This is a genomic window from Xanthomonas sontii (genome assembly GCF_040529055.1).
In the GTDB taxonomy this organism is placed as follows: Bacteria; Pseudomonadota; Gammaproteobacteria; order Xanthomonadales; family Xanthomonadaceae; genus Xanthomonas_A; species Xanthomonas_A sontii.
Map to the genome: position 1 here is coordinate 2828570 of NZ_CP132342.1, position 14740 is coordinate 2843309.

A 14740-nucleotide genomic window follows, 5' to 3' on the forward strand; every position below is an offset into this window, starting at 1 on the left:
AACGTCAACAGCAAAAGGGCATTTCGACTCGCACGACGCGCCGCTTTTTGCTTTCCGGGTACCGGGTCCCGGGTCCCGGGTCCCGTACAATACGGCATGCCTCTTATCACTCTGCAGAACCTCGACTACAGCGTCGGCGGCCCCTTGCTGCTGGAAAAGACCGACCTGTCGATCGAGCCGGGCGAACGCATCGCCCTGATCGGCCGCAACGGCGCCGGCAAATCCACCCTGATGAAACTGATCGCCGGCGAGCTCAAGCCCGACGACGGCGAGGTCCGCGTGCAGCAGGGCGTGCGCATCGCCCGGTTGGAGCAGGAGGTGCCGCATGGCGCTGCCGGCAGCGTGTTCGACGTGGTCGCCGACGGCCTGGGCGAACTCGGCCATTGGCTGGCCGAGTTCCATCGGCTCAGCCATGCCGCCGAGTTCGACGGCGATGCGCTGGGCGCGGTGCAGTCCAAGATCGATGGCGCCAATGGCTGGGCCCTGGACCAGCGGGTCAACGAGACCCTGACGCGGCTTGAACTGGACGGCGACGCCGAATTCGCGCGGCTGTCCGGCGGCATGAAGCGCCGCGTGCTGCTGGCGCGCGCGCTGGTCTCGGCGCCGGACCTGTTGTTGCTGGACGAACCCACCAACCACCTCGACATCGAGGCCATCGACTGGCTGGAAGGCTTCCTCAAGGGCTGGAACGGCAGCGTGGTATTCGTGACCCACGACCGGCGGTTCCTGCGTGCCCTGGCCACGCGCATCGTCGAGATCGACCGCGGCCAGGTCAGCAGTTGGCCGGGCGACTGGGCCAACTACGAGCGCCGCCGCGAGGAGCGGCTCAATGCGCAGGCGCAGGAGAACGCGCGCTTCGACAAGCTGCTGGCGCAGGAGGAAGTGTGGATCCGCCAGGGCATCAAGGCCCGGCGCACCCGCGACGAGGGCCGGGTGCGGCGGCTGGAAGCGATGCGCCGCGAGCGCACCCAGCGCCGCGAACTCGGCGGCAACGTGCGCATGGAGGCCGCGCAGGGCGAGTCCTCCGGCAAGAAGGTGATCGAGGCCAAGGAGCTGAGCTTCGCCTTCGGCGCGCGCAGCATGGTGCGCGACTTCTCCACCACCATCCTGCGCGGCGACCGTATCGGCCTGATCGGCCCCAACGGCAGCGGCAAGACCACGCTGCTGAAGCTGTTGCTGGGCGAACTGACGCCGGACGGTGGCGAAGTGCGCGCCGGCACCAATCTGCAGGTAGCGTATTTCGACCAGTACCGCGCCACCCTGCGCGAGGACTGGAGCGCGATCGAGAACGTGGCCGAGGGCCGCGACTTCATCGAGATCAACGGCAAGCGCAAGCACGTGCACGCCTACCTGCAGGACTTCCTGTTCACCCCGGAGCGTGCGCGCGCGCCGATCACCCGCCTGTCCGGCGGCGAGCGCAACCGCCTGCTGCTGGCGCGGCTGTTCGCGCAGCCGTCCAACCTGCTGGTGATGGACGAACCGACCAACGACCTGGACGTGGAAACCCTGGAGCTGCTGGAAGAACTGCTCGGCGACTACAGCGGCACGCTGTTGCTGGTCAGCCACGACCGCGACTTCATCGACAACGTGGTCACCTCGACCATGGTCATGGAAGGCGACGGCCGCATCGGCGAATACGTCGGCGGCTACAGCGACTGGGTACGCCAGCGCCCGGCGACGCCGGCCAGCGCGATGGCGGTGGCCAAGGCCTCGGCCACCGCGGCGGCGACCACGCCGGTGGCGTCCGCTGCAGCGGCGCCGGCGCCCGCGCCGGCCAAGCGCAAGCTCAGCTACAAGGACGCGCGCGAACTGGAGCAGTTGCCGGCGCGGATCGAAGCGCTGGAACAGCAGGTCGCGGCGCTGACCGAGGCGATGGCCGACCCGGCGTTCTACCAGCGCGACGCGGCGGCGGTGACCGCGCACACGCAGGCGCTGAGCCAGGCGCAGGCGGACCTCGATGCGGCGTATGCGCGGTGGAGCGAGCTGGACGGTTGAAGAGCCGGGGCTCGGGACAAACACCCTGGGCCTGCGGCGGCAACGAACACGGCGGCCGCTTTGCCGAGATCGAAGACCGGATGCGTGGGCGTTGGGGGGATCGCGTCGGGGCTGAAGCCCCTCCCACAGGGGGCATGTGCGGTGGCCTGTTGTGCGAGCGGTTCTCGGCGCAGCGCGGTCAGGTCAATCCGACTCGGCGGGTGCTTCCGCTTCCTCGCTGCCGCCCACGAACGCGACGAAGCTGACGCCGTCCTGCGCCCACTCGCGGGCGACGTCGTCGAGGATCTCCAGCAGCACGTCGAAGGCCGGCTGCGCCACCGCCTGCAACTGCCCGGCATCCTCCAGCAGCAAGGCGTAGCCGCGCGGCGAGGGCAGCCAGGACAGGTCGCGCAGGCCGTCGGTCAGCGCGTCCCAGTTGCGGCCGAAGCCGGGCGGGAAGTCCAGTTGCGCGGCCAGCCGCATCAGCAGCATGGCCTTGCCGGTGCAGCCGTGCAGGTCGATCCGGCACAGCCGCAGGCCGGCGTCGCGGGCCAGGGCGGCGACGCTGTCCAGGTCGCGGTTGGCGACGCGGTAGACGCCGGAGGCGGCCGGCTCGGCCAGGTTCAGCGCGAACGGGAAGCCGCTCATCGCGCCGGCCCCGCGCCACCGACCTGGAAGCTGCGGAAACTGTCGTAGTGGTCGTCGCTGTAATACCAGACTTGCGGCGGCGTGCCGCCGGTGACGATGCGGCGCGTGCCGCGATGCGACAGTCCGGGCGTCTCGACGGTGTACTCGCGGTAGTAGCCGCGCGGTTGCGCGGGCAGCCGGTTCTCGCGGTTGCCGAACACGCTGCCGTCCTGGCGGTGCGGGAACGGGCCGCCGCGCTGGATCAATGCCACCGTGGCGCGCGCTTCTGGCGGCAGGAACGCGGGCAGCTCCGGCGCCGCGGCTTCCGATGCCGCGGCTGCCTTGCCGGGCGCGGTGTACGGCGCCTGCGCGGCCGCGTCGAGCGAGGGCGCGAATTGCTGGTGCGGCGGATGCTGCAGTCCGCGGATGCCCCACAGCCCGCCCACCAGCAACACGATGGCGGCGATCAACAGCACGGGCTTGCGCATGGACTCTCCTGCAGGAACGGCGTCGGCGCGCGGCGTGGCGCCATCGCGCACAGTATGGGCCGGCCTGCCTGTTCGCGCTCTAAACGCCGCCGGTCACGGTGGTGACGCGTGCGATTCACATCCGACTAACCGGGGCGTGGGGCATGGTAGGCGCCGATTCGCAGGCCGGCCGGCACCGCCGCCGCGGGATGGGACGATTTTCCCCAGCCGCGCCCTTGGTAAGGTCGCCGACCGTCCCTACCATTGCTCACGCAACGCTCGTCCTTTCGACGGCGAAAGTCCAGGAGAACCGCATGGCCTACACCCTCCCCAAGTTGCCCTACGCCTACGACGCGCTGGAACCGCACATCGATGCGCAGACGATGGAGATCCATCACACCAAGCATCACCAGACCTACATCAACAACGTCAACGCCGCGCTGGAAGGCACCGAGTACGCCGACCTGCCGATCGAGGCGCTGGTGTCCAAGCTGAAGTCGCTGCCGGAGAACCTGCAGGGCCCGGTGCGCAACAACGGCGGCGGCCATGCCAACCACTCGCTGTTCTGGACGGTGATGGCGCCCAACGCCGGCGGCACCCCCAGCGGCGACGTCGGCAAGGCGATCGACAGCGAGCTGGGTGGCTTCGACAAGTTCAAGGAGGCCTTCACCAAGGCTGCGCTGACCCGCTTCGGCAGCGGCTGGGCCTGGCTGAGCGTCACCCCGGACAAGAAGCTGGTGGTCGAGAGCACCGCCAACCAGGACAGCCCGCTGTTCGAGGGCAACACCCCGATCCTGGGCCTGGACGTGTGGGAACACGCCTACTACCTGAAGTACCAGAACCGCCGTCCGGACTACATCGGCGCGTTCTTCAACGTGGTCGACTGGAAGGAAGTGGAGCGCCGCTACCACGCCGCGATCGGCTGATCGCGCGCCAGCGCTGCACCATGAAGAAGGCCGGGTTCGCCCGGCCTTTTTTTCGTGTGGATGCCCGCCATAAGCGCTGGAAGTGCGGGTGGGGCGTGGCTGCCAGGTTGGTACGTACGCTGCCATCTCGCGCGTGACCAGCGTGCTTCGGCAGCGATGGCGGCCTATGCCGCATTGGCCGCCGCTTGCGCCGCTGCGTCGCCAGGGCGCGCTAAACCTTTGGCGTGCAGGCGCAGGAGCGGCTTCAGGGCAGCTCTGCCAACGACGAAAGACAACTGGCAGCAGCGGCTTCAGCCGCGATGGGCGTTACCGGGAATGCCTTGTCGCGGCCGAAGACGCTCCTGCAGATGACGCTGTGCGTGACGAAAGCAGGGAATCGGCGATGCCCGATCGTTCCGGTCCGATGGCATGCCGATGCCGATCCACCCCCAGGCGCCGCATCGCAAGGCGCTGATCGCACGGCGCGCGAACGTGCCCAGCCTGCCGTCCGCTATGGCGCCGGTTGCAGCGATGTCGGTATCGGGTCCAGCGGCTGAAGTGCCATCAGCAGGCCGCGCGTGCCGGCCACGGGCAGGTCGGGCGCCGGCGCGAGCAGGCGTGCGCCGTGCAGCGGGCGGAAGTGGCCGCGTTCGAAGAACACGTGGTCGGCGGACGCCGCCGTGCCGGGCGCACGCACGTCGATCCGGTTGCGCGCCGATTCGCCGCGCACGCCGGCGTCCTCGAAGCGCACCGCCAACGGCGCCAGCTCGGGCGCGCGCGCCGCCGCAAAGAAGCCACCGGCCAGCAGCGAGGGCACGCCCTCGGCGGTGGCATCGATCCAGGCCATCAGGTCCTCGGCCTGTTCGCGGCGGCTGGCGCCGCCGTCGCGCGTCGCGTGCAGGCGGGTGAAGTACAGGTTCACCGGCTGCCCGTGCAGGTCCACCCGCACCAGGCCGGCGACGCTGTAGTCCTCCAGCGGATGCAGCAAGGTCTCGGCCTCTTCCAGCACCGGCAGGCGGGTCAGCAGCGCATTGCCGCGGCGTTGCGGCCGGCTGGGCGGATCGGGGCTGATGAAGTGGCAGTGGTAGCCCAGGCGCGCGGCCAGCCATTGCGCCTGGTTCGGCATTTCCGGCGTCTGCAGCACCTCCTGCAGGGCGATGGCGTCGGGATGCAGGCGCTGCAGGGCCACGGCAATGCGCTCGCGGCGCGCGATCCAGTCGTCGCCGTCCTGCGTGGCGCGCGGATCCGGGGCGAGCGTGAGCGTGACCACGGTGAGGGCGGTGTCTGCCGTGGCCGAGGCCGTCGGCACCGCGTCCGCCGCCACGTGCGCCTGCGCCAATGCCGCCACGGCCAGCAACAGCCAGCCGGTGCGATGCCATTGGAAGACGCGGGGAGTCATGCGGGCGATGCTACGGCGCAGCGTCTCAGGGTTGCGTATACAGCCGATGGTGCTGCGGCGTCCGCCACACAATCGGTGGCGCGCAGGTGGCAATGACGAACATCGCCCCACCTCCGGCGCGCACAGGCGCGGAGGCGGGGCGGGGACCGGTACACACGGCGCGCGTGCGCCGCGCGCCTCGGTCAATGCTGCAGCACGCCGTCCTTCAGGTGCAGCGGCGCGCGCGCCTCCACCTGCGTCGCCGAACGGCCCAGCAGCAGTTCGTAGTCGCCGGCGACGATGTGCCAGTGGCGCTGCTTCGGGTCATAGTCGGCCAGGGTCTTGGGCTCGGCGACGATGCTGACGTGGCGGCTCTCGCCCGGCTTGAGCAGCACCTTGTCCCAGCCGACCAGGCGGATCGGGGTGTGATGGCCCTGCGGCAGGCGCAGGTACAGCTGCGGCACGTCGGCCCCTTCACGATCGCCGGTGTTGCGCACGTCGAAGCTGGCGACGACACGGTGACCGTCCGCCTGCACCTTGAAGTTGCTGTAGGCGAACGTGGTGTAGGACAGGCCGTAGCCGAACGGATACACCGGCTCCAGACCGCGTGCGGCGAACCAGCGATAGCCGACATTGGCGCCTTCGATGCTGTAGTCGACGTTGCTGCCGGCCGGTTGCGCCGGCTTGAAGCCCAGGCCGGGAATCGACGGCCGCGGCAGTTGCGACACGTCGCGCAGCCAGGTCACCGGCAGGCGGCCGGACGGGTTCACCTCGCCCAGCAGCAGCCGCGCCAGGCCTTCGCCACCGCGGATGCCCGGATACCAGGCTTCCAGCACCGCCGGCACCTGCTGCAGCCACGGCATGGCGACCGGGCCGTTGGTCTCCAGTACCACCACGGTCTTCGGGTTGGCCTTGGCCACGCCGGCGATCAGCGCGTCCTGCTTGTCGGGCAGGGCGATGTCCGGCAGGTCCACCGACTCGGCCGACCATTGCGTGGCGAACACGATGGCCACGTCGGCCTCGCGCGCGAGCTTGGCCGCCGCCGCCGGGTCGTCGCCGCTGGCGTAGTCGATCTGCGCGTCGGGCAGGGCCTTGCGCAGCGCCTGCAGCGGCGAGGACGGATGGAACATCACCGGGCCCGGCCAGGTGGTCGGGGCGATCCCCGGCACCGCGTTGCCGCCGTTGACGGTGATGCCGACCATCGAGGAACCACCGCCGCCGATCACGCCCTTGTCGGCATGGCCGCCGATCACCGCGATGCGGCGCACGTTGCGCGACAGCGGCAGCAGCTTGCCCTCGTTGCGCAACAGCACCGTGCCTTCCTCGACCACGCGCTGCACGGCCAGGCCGCCGGCGGCGTCGTCGATCGGCTGGTGCTGCGGCGGGTTGTCGAAGCTGCCGGTGGCGATGAAGGCGCGCAGGATGCGCTTGACCATGTCGTCCAGGCGCGCCTGCGGCACGGTGCCGGCGGCCACCGCCATGCGCAGCGGCTGGTCGAAGTACACCGCCTTGTCGAACACTTCGCCGGCCGACTGCTGGTCCAGGCCGGCCAGCGCCGCCTTGGAGCCGCTGTGCACGCCGCCCCAGTCGGACATCACGTAGCCGGGGAACTTCCATTCCTGCTTCAGCACCTGGTTGAGCAGGTAGTCGTTCTCGCAGCCGTACACGCCGTTGATGCGGTTGTAGGAGCACATCACCGAGCCGGGCTGGCCGATCTTCAGCGCCAGCTCGAAGGCCAGCAGGTCCGACTCGTGCATGGCCTGCTCGCCGATGTCGGCGCTGTGGGTGTTGCGCCCGGTCTCCAGGTCGTTCATCGCGAAGTGCTTCATGGTCGAGACCACGTGCTGGCTCTGCACGCCGCGGATCGATTCGCCGACCATCGTGCCGGCCAGCAGCGGATCTTCGCCGGCGTACTCGAAGTTGCGGCCGTTGCGCGGGTCGCGCTGCAGGTTGACGCTGCCGGCCAGCAGCACGTTGAAACCCTGCTGCCAGGCCTCGCGGCCCATGGTGGCGCCGCCGGCGAAGGCCAGTGCGCGGTTCCAGGTGGCGGCGGTGGCCGGGCCGGAGGGCAGCGCAGTGGCGTGGTCGCCGGGGCGGATGTTGCCGGGGTTGGTCACGCCGAGGCCGGCATCGGCCAGTTGCTGCGACGGGATGCCCAGGCGTTCGATCGCCGGCACGTAGCCGGCCGAGCCGAGCGCACCGGCCGGCTTCGGGCCGCCGTCCTTGCCCAGGCCGAAGTAGCTGTGCAGCATCTGGAACTTCTCGTCCGGGGTCATCGCCTGCACCAGCAGCGCGGCGCGCCGGTCCGGCGACAGGTTGCGATCGTTCCACGGGCGCTGCGCAGCGGCGGCGTTCGGCGTGGACGCCGTGCCCGCGGCCGCCGCCGGCGGCGCGGCGACGGCAGGCGAGGCCAGCGCGAGGGTCAGGCAAAGGGATCCTGTAAACGTTTTCATATCGGGGCGAACAGCCTCTTCAGCAGATGACGGGAAGGCGCATCGGGGGAGTCGGGGGGAGGGTGGAACCGCGCGTCAGGACGGTGCTTCGTCGCCGCGCATGACCGGGTACAGGCGGTAGCGCTCGTCCCAGGAACTGTGGCGGCGGTAGAAGAACTCCAGCCGCGCCTGCGGATCCTTGGCGAAGGCCGCGTCGTGTTCGAGCTTGTCCTCGAACTCGGCCTTGAGCGCCGGGTCGCTGGCCAGCATCTGCCGCGCCACGTCCTCGGCGACGTAGTCCTCCATGTACTCGGCGCGCTCGAACGCGCTGTTGAACTCGCCCCATTGCAGCAGCGAGTCCGGCGCCTGCGGTTCCAGCAGCGCCATCAACAGCCGCGCCTTGGGTTGGGCGATCGGCACGAACAGCGCGCCGGCGCCGACGGCGCGGGTCTCCGGCTTCCAGGCGCCGGCGACGCTGAGCCGCTGGTGGCCTTCGGACGAGCGGGCGGCGAAGCTGGCGGTGTCGGCGCGGAAGGTCTGCACCGGCAGGGTGGCGTCGTGCTCCAGCGTGCGGAAGGCGATGCCGTGCTGGCGCAGCTTGGTGCCGACCAGGGCGGCCTGCGCCGCAGGCACCAGGTAGCCGGCGCGCGGCGCCGCGACTTCCACGCTGGGCACGATCTGGTCGCGCAGCGGCACGCGCCAGAGTTGTGGGGTGCGCTCGTCGTAGCGAGTCATCAGCGCGCCGGACACCGGCGAGGGCGTGCGCGTGTAGGCATAGCCGCGGAAATCCACCAGATGCGAGGCGTCGGTGGTGCGGTAGTCCAGCGCCACGGTCTTCCCGCCCAGGGCTTGCGCACGGGTGTCGGCCGCCAGCGCGTCGGCGCGCCACTGCGCACCGTGCCGCGCCACCTGCTGCAGCACCGAGACGATGGTGTTGCGGGTGATGCGCACGCGCTCGGGGTAGCGCTTCCAGGAATGCGTTTCCACCAGCATGCCGAAGCGGTTGCGCAGCTGGAAATAGCCGTGCGAGAAGCGCGGCGTCGGCACCCCGTCCTCGAAGCCGGAGGCGGGGTCGTCGTTGACCACGAAGGAGGGGTAGTAGGGCAGCGGCAGCGAGCCCTGCCGCTTCAGATCGGCCAGCACGCTGTCGCGCAGGCGCAGGCCGTCGCCGCGCAGCGCGGTATCGCCGGCGTGCAGCGGTTCCACCTGGATCGACACGTCGTGCTCGAACTGCGCGCCGTCGGTGACGTGCAGGTCCACATACACGAGCGGGTCCCACTGCTCGACCAGGCGCAGCATCGCCTGCATCTCCGGCGCGTCGGCCTTGACGTAGTCGCGGTTGAGGTTGAGGTTCTGCGCGGTGGTGCGCCAGCCCATCTGTTCCGGACCACGCTGGTTGGGCCGGTTCCAGGCGCCGAAGCGCTCGTGCCCGTCGACGTTGAACACCGGTACGAACAGCCACACTTGCTTGTCCAGCGCGCCGCGCGCGGCCTGGCCGTCGAGCAGTTGGCGCAGCGCCAGGAAGCCAGCGTCCTTGCCGTCGATCTCGCCGGCGTGGATGCCGCCCTGGATCAGCACCACCGGCAGCTTGCGCGCCTGTGCGGCCGCCGGATCCAGCGCGCCGGAGGTGGATACCGCCAGCGCCTTCATCGGCCGGCCTTCCGGGGTGGTGCCGAAGTCGAAACAGCGCACCGCCTGTGGATAGCGCTGCGCGAAGGCATCGCACAGCGCGATGGTTTCGGCGTAGCGGCCGGTGCGCGCGAATCCGCTGCGCTCGGCTTCGGTGGACAGGCCCGCCTCGCTGGCCAGCGACGGCATGCTGCAGAGCAGCATCGGCAGCAACAGGGTGGCCAGCCAGGGTCGGATCATCTCGGCACCGTCTCGGGACAGGCCACCATGATGCGGGCAGCGCGCCGATTGCGAAAGCACCTAGGGCGTGTCCTAGCGGTTCGATTCGCCGGAACGATCGGGTAACCTTCTGAAAATTTTGCCTGGACGAGGGCCCGTGAGCAGCCAAGCCACCACGAGACACGCCGCATGAGCGCGGCGCAAGAGCGCGCCACGGCGCGCATGCCGCGGCAGATTCCGTACATCATCGGCAACGAGGCCTGCGAGCGCTTCAGCTTCTACGGGATGCGCAACATCCTGGTGCAGTTCCTGATCACCTCGCTGCTGCTGCAGGAGGTGACGGCGCCCGGCCGCGAGGCCGAAGCCAAGCACATCATGCACAGCTTCATGATCGGCGTGTACTTCTTCCCGCTGCTCGGCGGCTGGCTGGCCGACCGCTTCTTCGGCAAGTACAGCACCATCCTCTGGTTCAGCCTGATCTACTGCGTGGGCCACCTGTGCCTGGCGCTGTTCGAGGGGCATCGCAACGGCTTCTTCCTCGGCCTGGGCCTGATCGCGCTGGGCGCGGGCGGGATCAAGCCGCTGGTGGCCTCGTTCATGGGCGACCAGTTCGACCAGGGCAACAAGCACCTGGCCAAGGTGGTGTTCGACGCCTTCTACTGGATCATCAACTTCGGCTCGCTGTTCGCCTCGCTGCTGATCCCGCTGGCGCTGAAGAACCTGGGGCCGGCGTGGGCGTTCGGCATCCCCGGCATCCTGATGCTGGTGGCGACCCTGGTGTTCTGGGCCGGGCGTCACCGCTACGTGCGCGTGCCGCTGCCGCCCAAGGATCCGCACGGTTTCGCCCAGGTGGTGCGCACCGCGCTGCTGCGGCAGGCGCCGGGGCAGGGGCGTCCCGGCCTGGCCCTGGCCGGCGTGGCGGTGCTGCTGGCGCTGGCGACGTTCGCCCTCGTGCCGACCCTGGGCCTGGTGATCTGCCTGTGCCTGGCGCTGGTGCTGCTGCTGGCCGGCATCGGCGGCGGCACCTGGTGGCAACTGGAGCGCGCCCGCGCGCTGCATCCGGACGCGGCGGTGGACGGCGTGCGCGCGGTGCTGCGGGTGCTGGTGGTGTTCGCGCTGGTCACCCCGTTCTTCTCGCTGTTCGACCAGAAGGCCTCGACCTGGGTGCTGCAGGGCCAGCAGATGCAGATGCCGGCGTGGTTCAGCGCTTCGCAGATGCAGGCGCTGAACCCGGCGCTGGTGATGCTGCTGATCCCGTTCAACAACCTGGTGCTGTATCCGCTGCTGCGCCGGCGCGGCTACGAGCCGACCGCGCTGCGGCGGATGACCGCCGGCATCGCCTTCAGCGGCCTGGCGTGGATCGTGGTCGGCACGCTGCAGGTGATGATGGACGGCGGCGACGCCCTGTCCATCGCCTGGCAGATCCTGCCGTACGCGCTGCTGACCTTCGGCGAAGTGCTGGTCTCGGCGACCGGCCTGGAATTCGCCTACAGCCAGGCGCCGCAGTCGATGAAGGGCGTGGTGATGAGTTTCTGGAACCTCACCACCACCGTCGGCAACCTGTGGGTGCTGCTGTCCAACGCGGCGGTGCGCAACGACCGCGTCACCGCGCACATCGGCAGCACCGGGCTCAGCGAGACCGCGTTCCTGATGTTCTTCTTCGCCGCCTTCGCGTTCGTCGCCGCACTGCTGTTCGGGCTGTACGCGCGCCGCTACCGCATGGTCGACCACTACCGCCCCGCCTGAGACCCCGCATGCCCTCCGTCACCCCCGTCAACCTGATCCTGATCGTCCTCACCGTGCTGGTGTCGTGGGCGGCGTTCAACAACCGCCGGCTGCTCGACCGGCTGATCCTGTGGCCGCCGGCGATCGACCGCCACAAGCAGTACGACCGGCTGGTGACCTACGGCTTCATCCATGCCGATTTCCCGCACCTGCTGTTCAACATGGTCACGCTGTACTTCTTCGGCGGCCCGATCGAGGTGCTGATGGAGCGGCTGACCGGCAACATGCTGGTGTATCCGCTGTTCTACCTGTCGGCGTTGGTGGTCTCGATCCTGCCCAGCTACCTGAAGAACCAGAAGAACCCCAACTACATGAGCCTGGGCGCCTCCGGCGCGGTGTCGGCGGTGCTGTTCGCCTTCATCCTGATGGCGCCGTGGACCGGGATCTTCTTCTTCTTCATCCCGATTCCGATCCCGGCGATCCTGTATGCCGTGTTCTATGTCGGCTACAGCATCTGGATGGACCGCCGCGGCGGCGACAACGTCAACCACAGCGCGCACCTGGCCGGCGCGGCGTTCGGCGTGATGTTCCTGCTGATCATGGAGCCGTCGGTGCTGCAGCACTTCCTGGGCGAGCTGGCGAACCCGCGCTTCGGGCGCGGCTGATCCGCGACGCGGTGGCGTCCGCACGGGCGCGCGGCGCCGCGCGATCGGCGCATCTCTCATTCGCTGCGCTGGGTATGCGCCGTGGCGCCGATGCGGTCGTGGGCACGCATCGCGCATGGGGCAGGTGGCGGTCCGTCAGGCCGCCCTCTGTGTTCAGCGGGTCTGCTGCCCGCGCAACTGCACCTTGGCGCTGCCGATGGCGGCGTTCTCGTAGGTGCGCTTGAGGCGCTGGTAGACCTCGTCGTCGAGCTGCTGGAACTCGCCGCCCTGGTGGTCGCCGCTGACCGACAGTTGGAACAGCCCTTCCAGCAAGGAGGCGTTGTGGTCGCCCTGGTCGTATTTGCTCTCGGTCTCGCTCATGCGCGTGGTTCCCTGTTGGATCGCTGCGTGATGGGAGTTGCAACTCCCATGCCAGGTTTTCGGCCTGTCCTGGTGGTATCGGCCGCGCGCGGCACGACTTGAGCGGCGTACGGCTGACGCGCCGCGTCGGCGGCGTGACGCCCTGGGGCAGGTGTTTCACATCGCCGCGGCAAGCCGCAGCGGACACTGCCTGCTCCGCGACACATCCACTTCCCCATGTCCGCACCGAACGTCCCGATCGCGCACGATCCGCAGCAGCACCGCTTCAGCCTGCAGGTCGACGGCCACCGCGCCGAACTCGACTACGTGCTGGAGCAGGGGCGCATGGTCATCGCCCACACCGGGGTGCCTGGCCCGATCGGTGGGCGCGGGCTGGCGGCGCAACTGGTCGCCGCCGCGCTGGACCATGCGCAGGCACAAGGGTGGAAGGTGGTGCCGGCGTGTTCGTACGCGGCCGTGTTCATCCAGCGGCATCCGCAATACGCGGCGCTGCTCGATTGAGCATCGGGCACCGCAACGGCGCGATAATGCGCGCCACTTTTACAGGCATTGCAGGAACAGGGGCAGTCGACGTGAGCAGGGCAGAGACGATGGGCAACGGGCGGATGGCATGGACGGCACTGGCGGTCGCCGCGGCGCTGGCACTGGCCGGCTGCAAACGCGAGGAACCGGCCGCCGTACCGGCGCCCGCCGCGGCACCGGCACAAAGCGAGGCTTCCGCGGCGCCGGAGCCGGCGCAGGCCACGCCGCCGGAACTGAAGGACATCGTCGAACACAGCCCCAGCTATGTGGTCGGCATCACTTTCCCGCCGTCGATCAACCGCTATCCCGGACTGGCCGAGGCGGCCAACCGCTACGCGCAGAGCGCGCGCAGCGAGCTGATGGAAGCGGTCGACGGGCTCGGCAACGATCGCCCGCGCGCGCCCTACGAACTCTCGCTGCAGTTCGAGATGCTGCTGGAGCGTCCGGACCTGGTCGCGCTGAGCGCCGACGGCAGCCGCTACACCGGCGGTGCGCACGGCGAACCGCTGGTGGCGCGTTGGGTGTGGCTGCCGCAGCAGCAGCGCATGCTCACCGCCGAGACACTGATCCCGGATGCGTCGCATTGGAAGCAGGTGGCCGGCTATGTCGCCGCGCAACTGCGCCAGGCGGTGCAGACGCGGGTGGATGCCGAACAGGTGCCGCCGGAGGACCAGGACGAGCAGGTGCGCAGCGCCAGCAAGATGATCGCCGAAGGCACCGAGCCGCAGCCCGGCAACTTCAGCCAGTTCCAGCCGTTGGTCGACGCGGCGGGCAAGATCACTGCCTTGCGCTTCGTGTTCCCGCCGTACCAGGTGGGGCCGTACGCCGATGGCACGCAGACGGTGGACGTGCCGGCCAGCGTGCTGCGCGAGCTGGTGGCACCGGAATACGCGCCGCTGTTCGCCGCCTGAGCGGTGGCCGGCGCGCCAGCGCGCGTCGGCGTGCGGTGCACCGCGTCGACAGCATGCGGGAACGCAACGCGTGCCCTCGTCGGAACGATGCGCAATGGGTAGCATTGGCGGCTACCCCACTTGCAATCGATTTCTTATGGGCAGTTTCGATCAGACCGAGCGGCGCGTGGCGCACACCTGCGCGCGCTATCCGGCCTTCCCGCGCGAGCCCGCCGTCCTGGTCCGGCTGGTCAAGCACCTGTACAAGCGCGTGCATGCCAACGCCAGCGGCGTGCTCAAGGCGTACGGCATCAGCCCGCCGGAGTACGAGATCCTGATGATGCTGTACGGCACGCCCGAGCAGTGCATCACCCCCACCGAGGTGGCCGAGGCCGCCAGCGAGAAGCCGGCCAACATCACCCGTCTCACCGACAGCCTGTGCAGCAAGGGGCTGCTGTCGCGCACGGCCAGTCCGGAAGACCGGCGCAAGGTCGCGCTGACCCTGCAGCCGGCCGGCATCGCCCTGATCGAACGCTTGCTGCCGGACGTGTGTGCGTTCCTGGAGACGGAAACCGCGGCGCTGGATGCCGGCGAGCAGCAGCAACTGGAGAGACTGCTGAAGAAGATGCTGGCCGGCATCGACGGCCTCGACGCTGCCACCGAGTCGAAGACGCAGGCAGCGCTGCCCTGAGGGCACCTCGAAGAAGGTACGTCCGCGGCATCGAGCGTGAGGCGATGTGCTGTAGGAGCGGCTTCAGGACGTCTCTAATAACGCGTTATTGCCGCGGCTCGGCATGATGTCCTTTCTCGATTGTAGGAGCGGCGTCAACCACGACGGGCGTTCCCGGTAACGCCTGTCGCGGCTGAAGCCGCTCCTACCGAACGTGTTCCGGCGTGCTTCGGAGGTGCGCCAAGGCGCGTTGTCCATCCCGAAGCAAGCGGGGCAT

Annotated in this window: 13 protein-coding genes; 7 read left to right on the top strand and 6 right to left on the bottom strand. The window is 69.5% G+C overall.

What is annotated here, in order from left to right; genetic code table 11:
- Positions 1 to 96: 96 nt before the first annotated feature.
- On the top strand, positions 97 to 1995 hold the full coding sequence (locus RAB70_RS11920; protein ID WP_148829730.1) for an ATP-binding cassette domain-containing protein: 1899 nt from the start codon (positions 97 to 99) through the stop codon (positions 1993 to 1995).
- Between the two features lie 183 nt (positions 1996 to 2178).
- On the opposite strand, the gene RAB70_RS11925 is transcribed toward RAB70_RS11920, so the two are convergent.
- Together RAB70_RS11925 and RAB70_RS11930 are read right to left on the bottom strand one after the other, a co-directional pair.
- The gene (locus RAB70_RS11925) at positions 2179 to 2622 is read right to left on the bottom strand and encodes a barstar family protein (RefSeq protein ID WP_017909315.1); all 444 of its coding nucleotides are present in this window, start codon (positions 2620 to 2622) and stop codon (positions 2179 to 2181) included.
- Positions 2619 to 3089, bottom strand: coding sequence for a ribonuclease domain-containing protein (locus RAB70_RS11930; RefSeq protein WP_017915070.1), 471 nt, complete (start codon positions 3087 to 3089; stop codon positions 2619 to 2621). Before RAB70_RS11930 ends, RAB70_RS11925 begins: the two co-directional genes overlap by 4 nt.
- 293 nt (positions 3090 to 3382) lie before the next feature.
- Here RAB70_RS11930 and RAB70_RS11935 point away from each other — a divergent pair, with 293 nt between their 5' ends.
- On the top strand, positions 3383 to 3994 hold the full coding sequence (locus RAB70_RS11935; protein WP_048492197.1) for a superoxide dismutase: 612 nt from the start codon (positions 3383 to 3385) through the stop codon (positions 3992 to 3994).
- A gap of 490 nt (positions 3995 to 4484) precedes the next feature.
- Here the strand turns inward: RAB70_RS11935 and RAB70_RS11940 are convergent, their stop codons facing one another.
- From RAB70_RS11940 to RAB70_RS11950, 3 genes are all read right to left on the bottom strand, one after another.
- On the bottom strand, positions 4485 to 5372 hold the full coding sequence (locus RAB70_RS11940; protein ID WP_148829729.1) for an endonuclease/exonuclease/phosphatase family protein: 888 nt from the start codon (positions 5370 to 5372) through the stop codon (positions 4485 to 4487).
- Between the two features lie 182 nt (positions 5373 to 5554).
- Entirely contained in the window at positions 5555 to 7804 is a 2250-nt protein-coding gene (locus tag RAB70_RS11945; protein ID WP_148829728.1) for a beta-glucosidase, read from the bottom strand.
- 75 nt (positions 7805 to 7879) lie between these two features.
- A complete protein-coding gene (locus RAB70_RS11950) occupies positions 7880 to 9652 on the bottom strand; it encodes a M14 family metallopeptidase (RefSeq protein ID WP_148829727.1) in 1773 nt (590 codons plus the stop codon).
- Between the two features lie 168 nt (positions 9653 to 9820).
- On the opposite strand from RAB70_RS11950, the gene RAB70_RS11955 reads away from it, so the two are divergent.
- Positions 9821 to 11377 (top strand): oligopeptide:H+ symporter, encoded by a 1557-nt coding sequence (locus tag RAB70_RS11955; RefSeq protein WP_148829726.1) that lies wholly within the window; start codon positions 9821 to 9823, stop codon positions 11375 to 11377.
- Between the two features lie 8 nt (positions 11378 to 11385).
- A complete protein-coding gene (locus RAB70_RS11960) occupies positions 11386 to 12021 on the top strand; it encodes a rhomboid family intramembrane serine protease (protein ID WP_017912452.1) in 636 nt (211 codons plus the stop codon).
- A 153-nt stretch (positions 12022 to 12174) separates the two neighbouring features.
- On the opposite strand, the gene RAB70_RS11965 is transcribed toward RAB70_RS11960, so the two are convergent.
- Positions 12175 to 12381: a hypothetical protein gene (locus RAB70_RS11965; RefSeq protein ID WP_017909505.1), complete on the bottom strand. Its 207-nt coding sequence runs from the start codon at positions 12379 to 12381 to the stop codon at positions 12175 to 12177.
- 216 nt (positions 12382 to 12597) lie between these two features.
- On the opposite strand from RAB70_RS11965, the gene RAB70_RS11970 reads away from it, so the two are divergent.
- From RAB70_RS11970 to RAB70_RS11980, 3 genes are all read left to right on the top strand, one after another.
- Positions 12598 to 12882 (top strand): GNAT family N-acetyltransferase, encoded by a 285-nt coding sequence (locus RAB70_RS11970; RefSeq protein WP_148829725.1) that lies wholly within the window; start codon positions 12598 to 12600, stop codon positions 12880 to 12882.
- 104 nt (positions 12883 to 12986) lie between these two features.
- Positions 12987 to 13814, top strand: a complete 828-nt coding sequence (locus tag RAB70_RS11975; protein ID WP_148829724.1) for a DUF3298 and DUF4163 domain-containing protein — start codon at positions 12987 to 12989, stop codon at positions 13812 to 13814.
- Positions 13815 to 13950: 136 nt separating this feature from the next.
- Positions 13951 to 14484 (top strand): MarR family winged helix-turn-helix transcriptional regulator, encoded by a 534-nt coding sequence (locus RAB70_RS11980; RefSeq protein WP_148829723.1) that lies wholly within the window; start codon positions 13951 to 13953, stop codon positions 14482 to 14484.
- The last annotated feature ends 256 nt before the right edge of the window (positions 14485 to 14740 follow it).

Coding starts and splice junctions, on each gene's coding strand:
- RAB70_RS11920 (WP_148829730.1), top strand. CDS start 97: ATGCCTCTTATCACTCTGCAGAACCTCGACTACAGCGTCGGCGGCCCC.
- RAB70_RS11925 (WP_017909315.1), bottom strand. CDS start 2,622: ATGAGCGGCTTCCCGTTCGCGCTGAACCTGGCCGAGCCGGCCGCCTCC.
- RAB70_RS11930 (WP_017915070.1), bottom strand. CDS start 3,089: ATGCGCAAGCCCGTGCTGTTGATCGCCGCCATCGTGTTGCTGGTGGGC.
- RAB70_RS11935 (WP_048492197.1), top strand. CDS start 3,383: ATGGCCTACACCCTCCCCAAGTTGCCCTACGCCTACGACGCGCTGGAA.
- RAB70_RS11940 (WP_148829729.1), bottom strand. CDS start 5,372: ATGACTCCCCGCGTCTTCCAATGGCATCGCACCGGCTGGCTGTTGCTG.
- RAB70_RS11945 (WP_148829728.1), bottom strand. CDS start 7,804: ATGAAAACGTTTACAGGATCCCTTTGCCTGACCCTCGCGCTGGCCTCG.
- RAB70_RS11950 (WP_148829727.1), bottom strand. CDS start 9,652: ATGATCCGACCCTGGCTGGCCACCCTGTTGCTGCCGATGCTGCTCTGC.
- RAB70_RS11955 (WP_148829726.1), top strand. CDS start 9,821: ATGAGCGCGGCGCAAGAGCGCGCCACGGCGCGCATGCCGCGGCAGATT.
- RAB70_RS11960 (WP_017912452.1), top strand. CDS start 11,386: ATGCCCTCCGTCACCCCCGTCAACCTGATCCTGATCGTCCTCACCGTG.
- RAB70_RS11965 (WP_017909505.1), bottom strand. CDS start 12,381: ATGAGCGAGACCGAGAGCAAATACGACCAGGGCGACCACAACGCCTCC.
- RAB70_RS11970 (WP_148829725.1), top strand. CDS start 12,598: ATGTCCGCACCGAACGTCCCGATCGCGCACGATCCGCAGCAGCACCGC.
- RAB70_RS11975 (WP_148829724.1), top strand. CDS start 12,987: ATGGCATGGACGGCACTGGCGGTCGCCGCGGCGCTGGCACTGGCCGGC.
- RAB70_RS11980 (WP_148829723.1), top strand. CDS start 13,951: ATGGGCAGTTTCGATCAGACCGAGCGGCGCGTGGCGCACACCTGCGCG.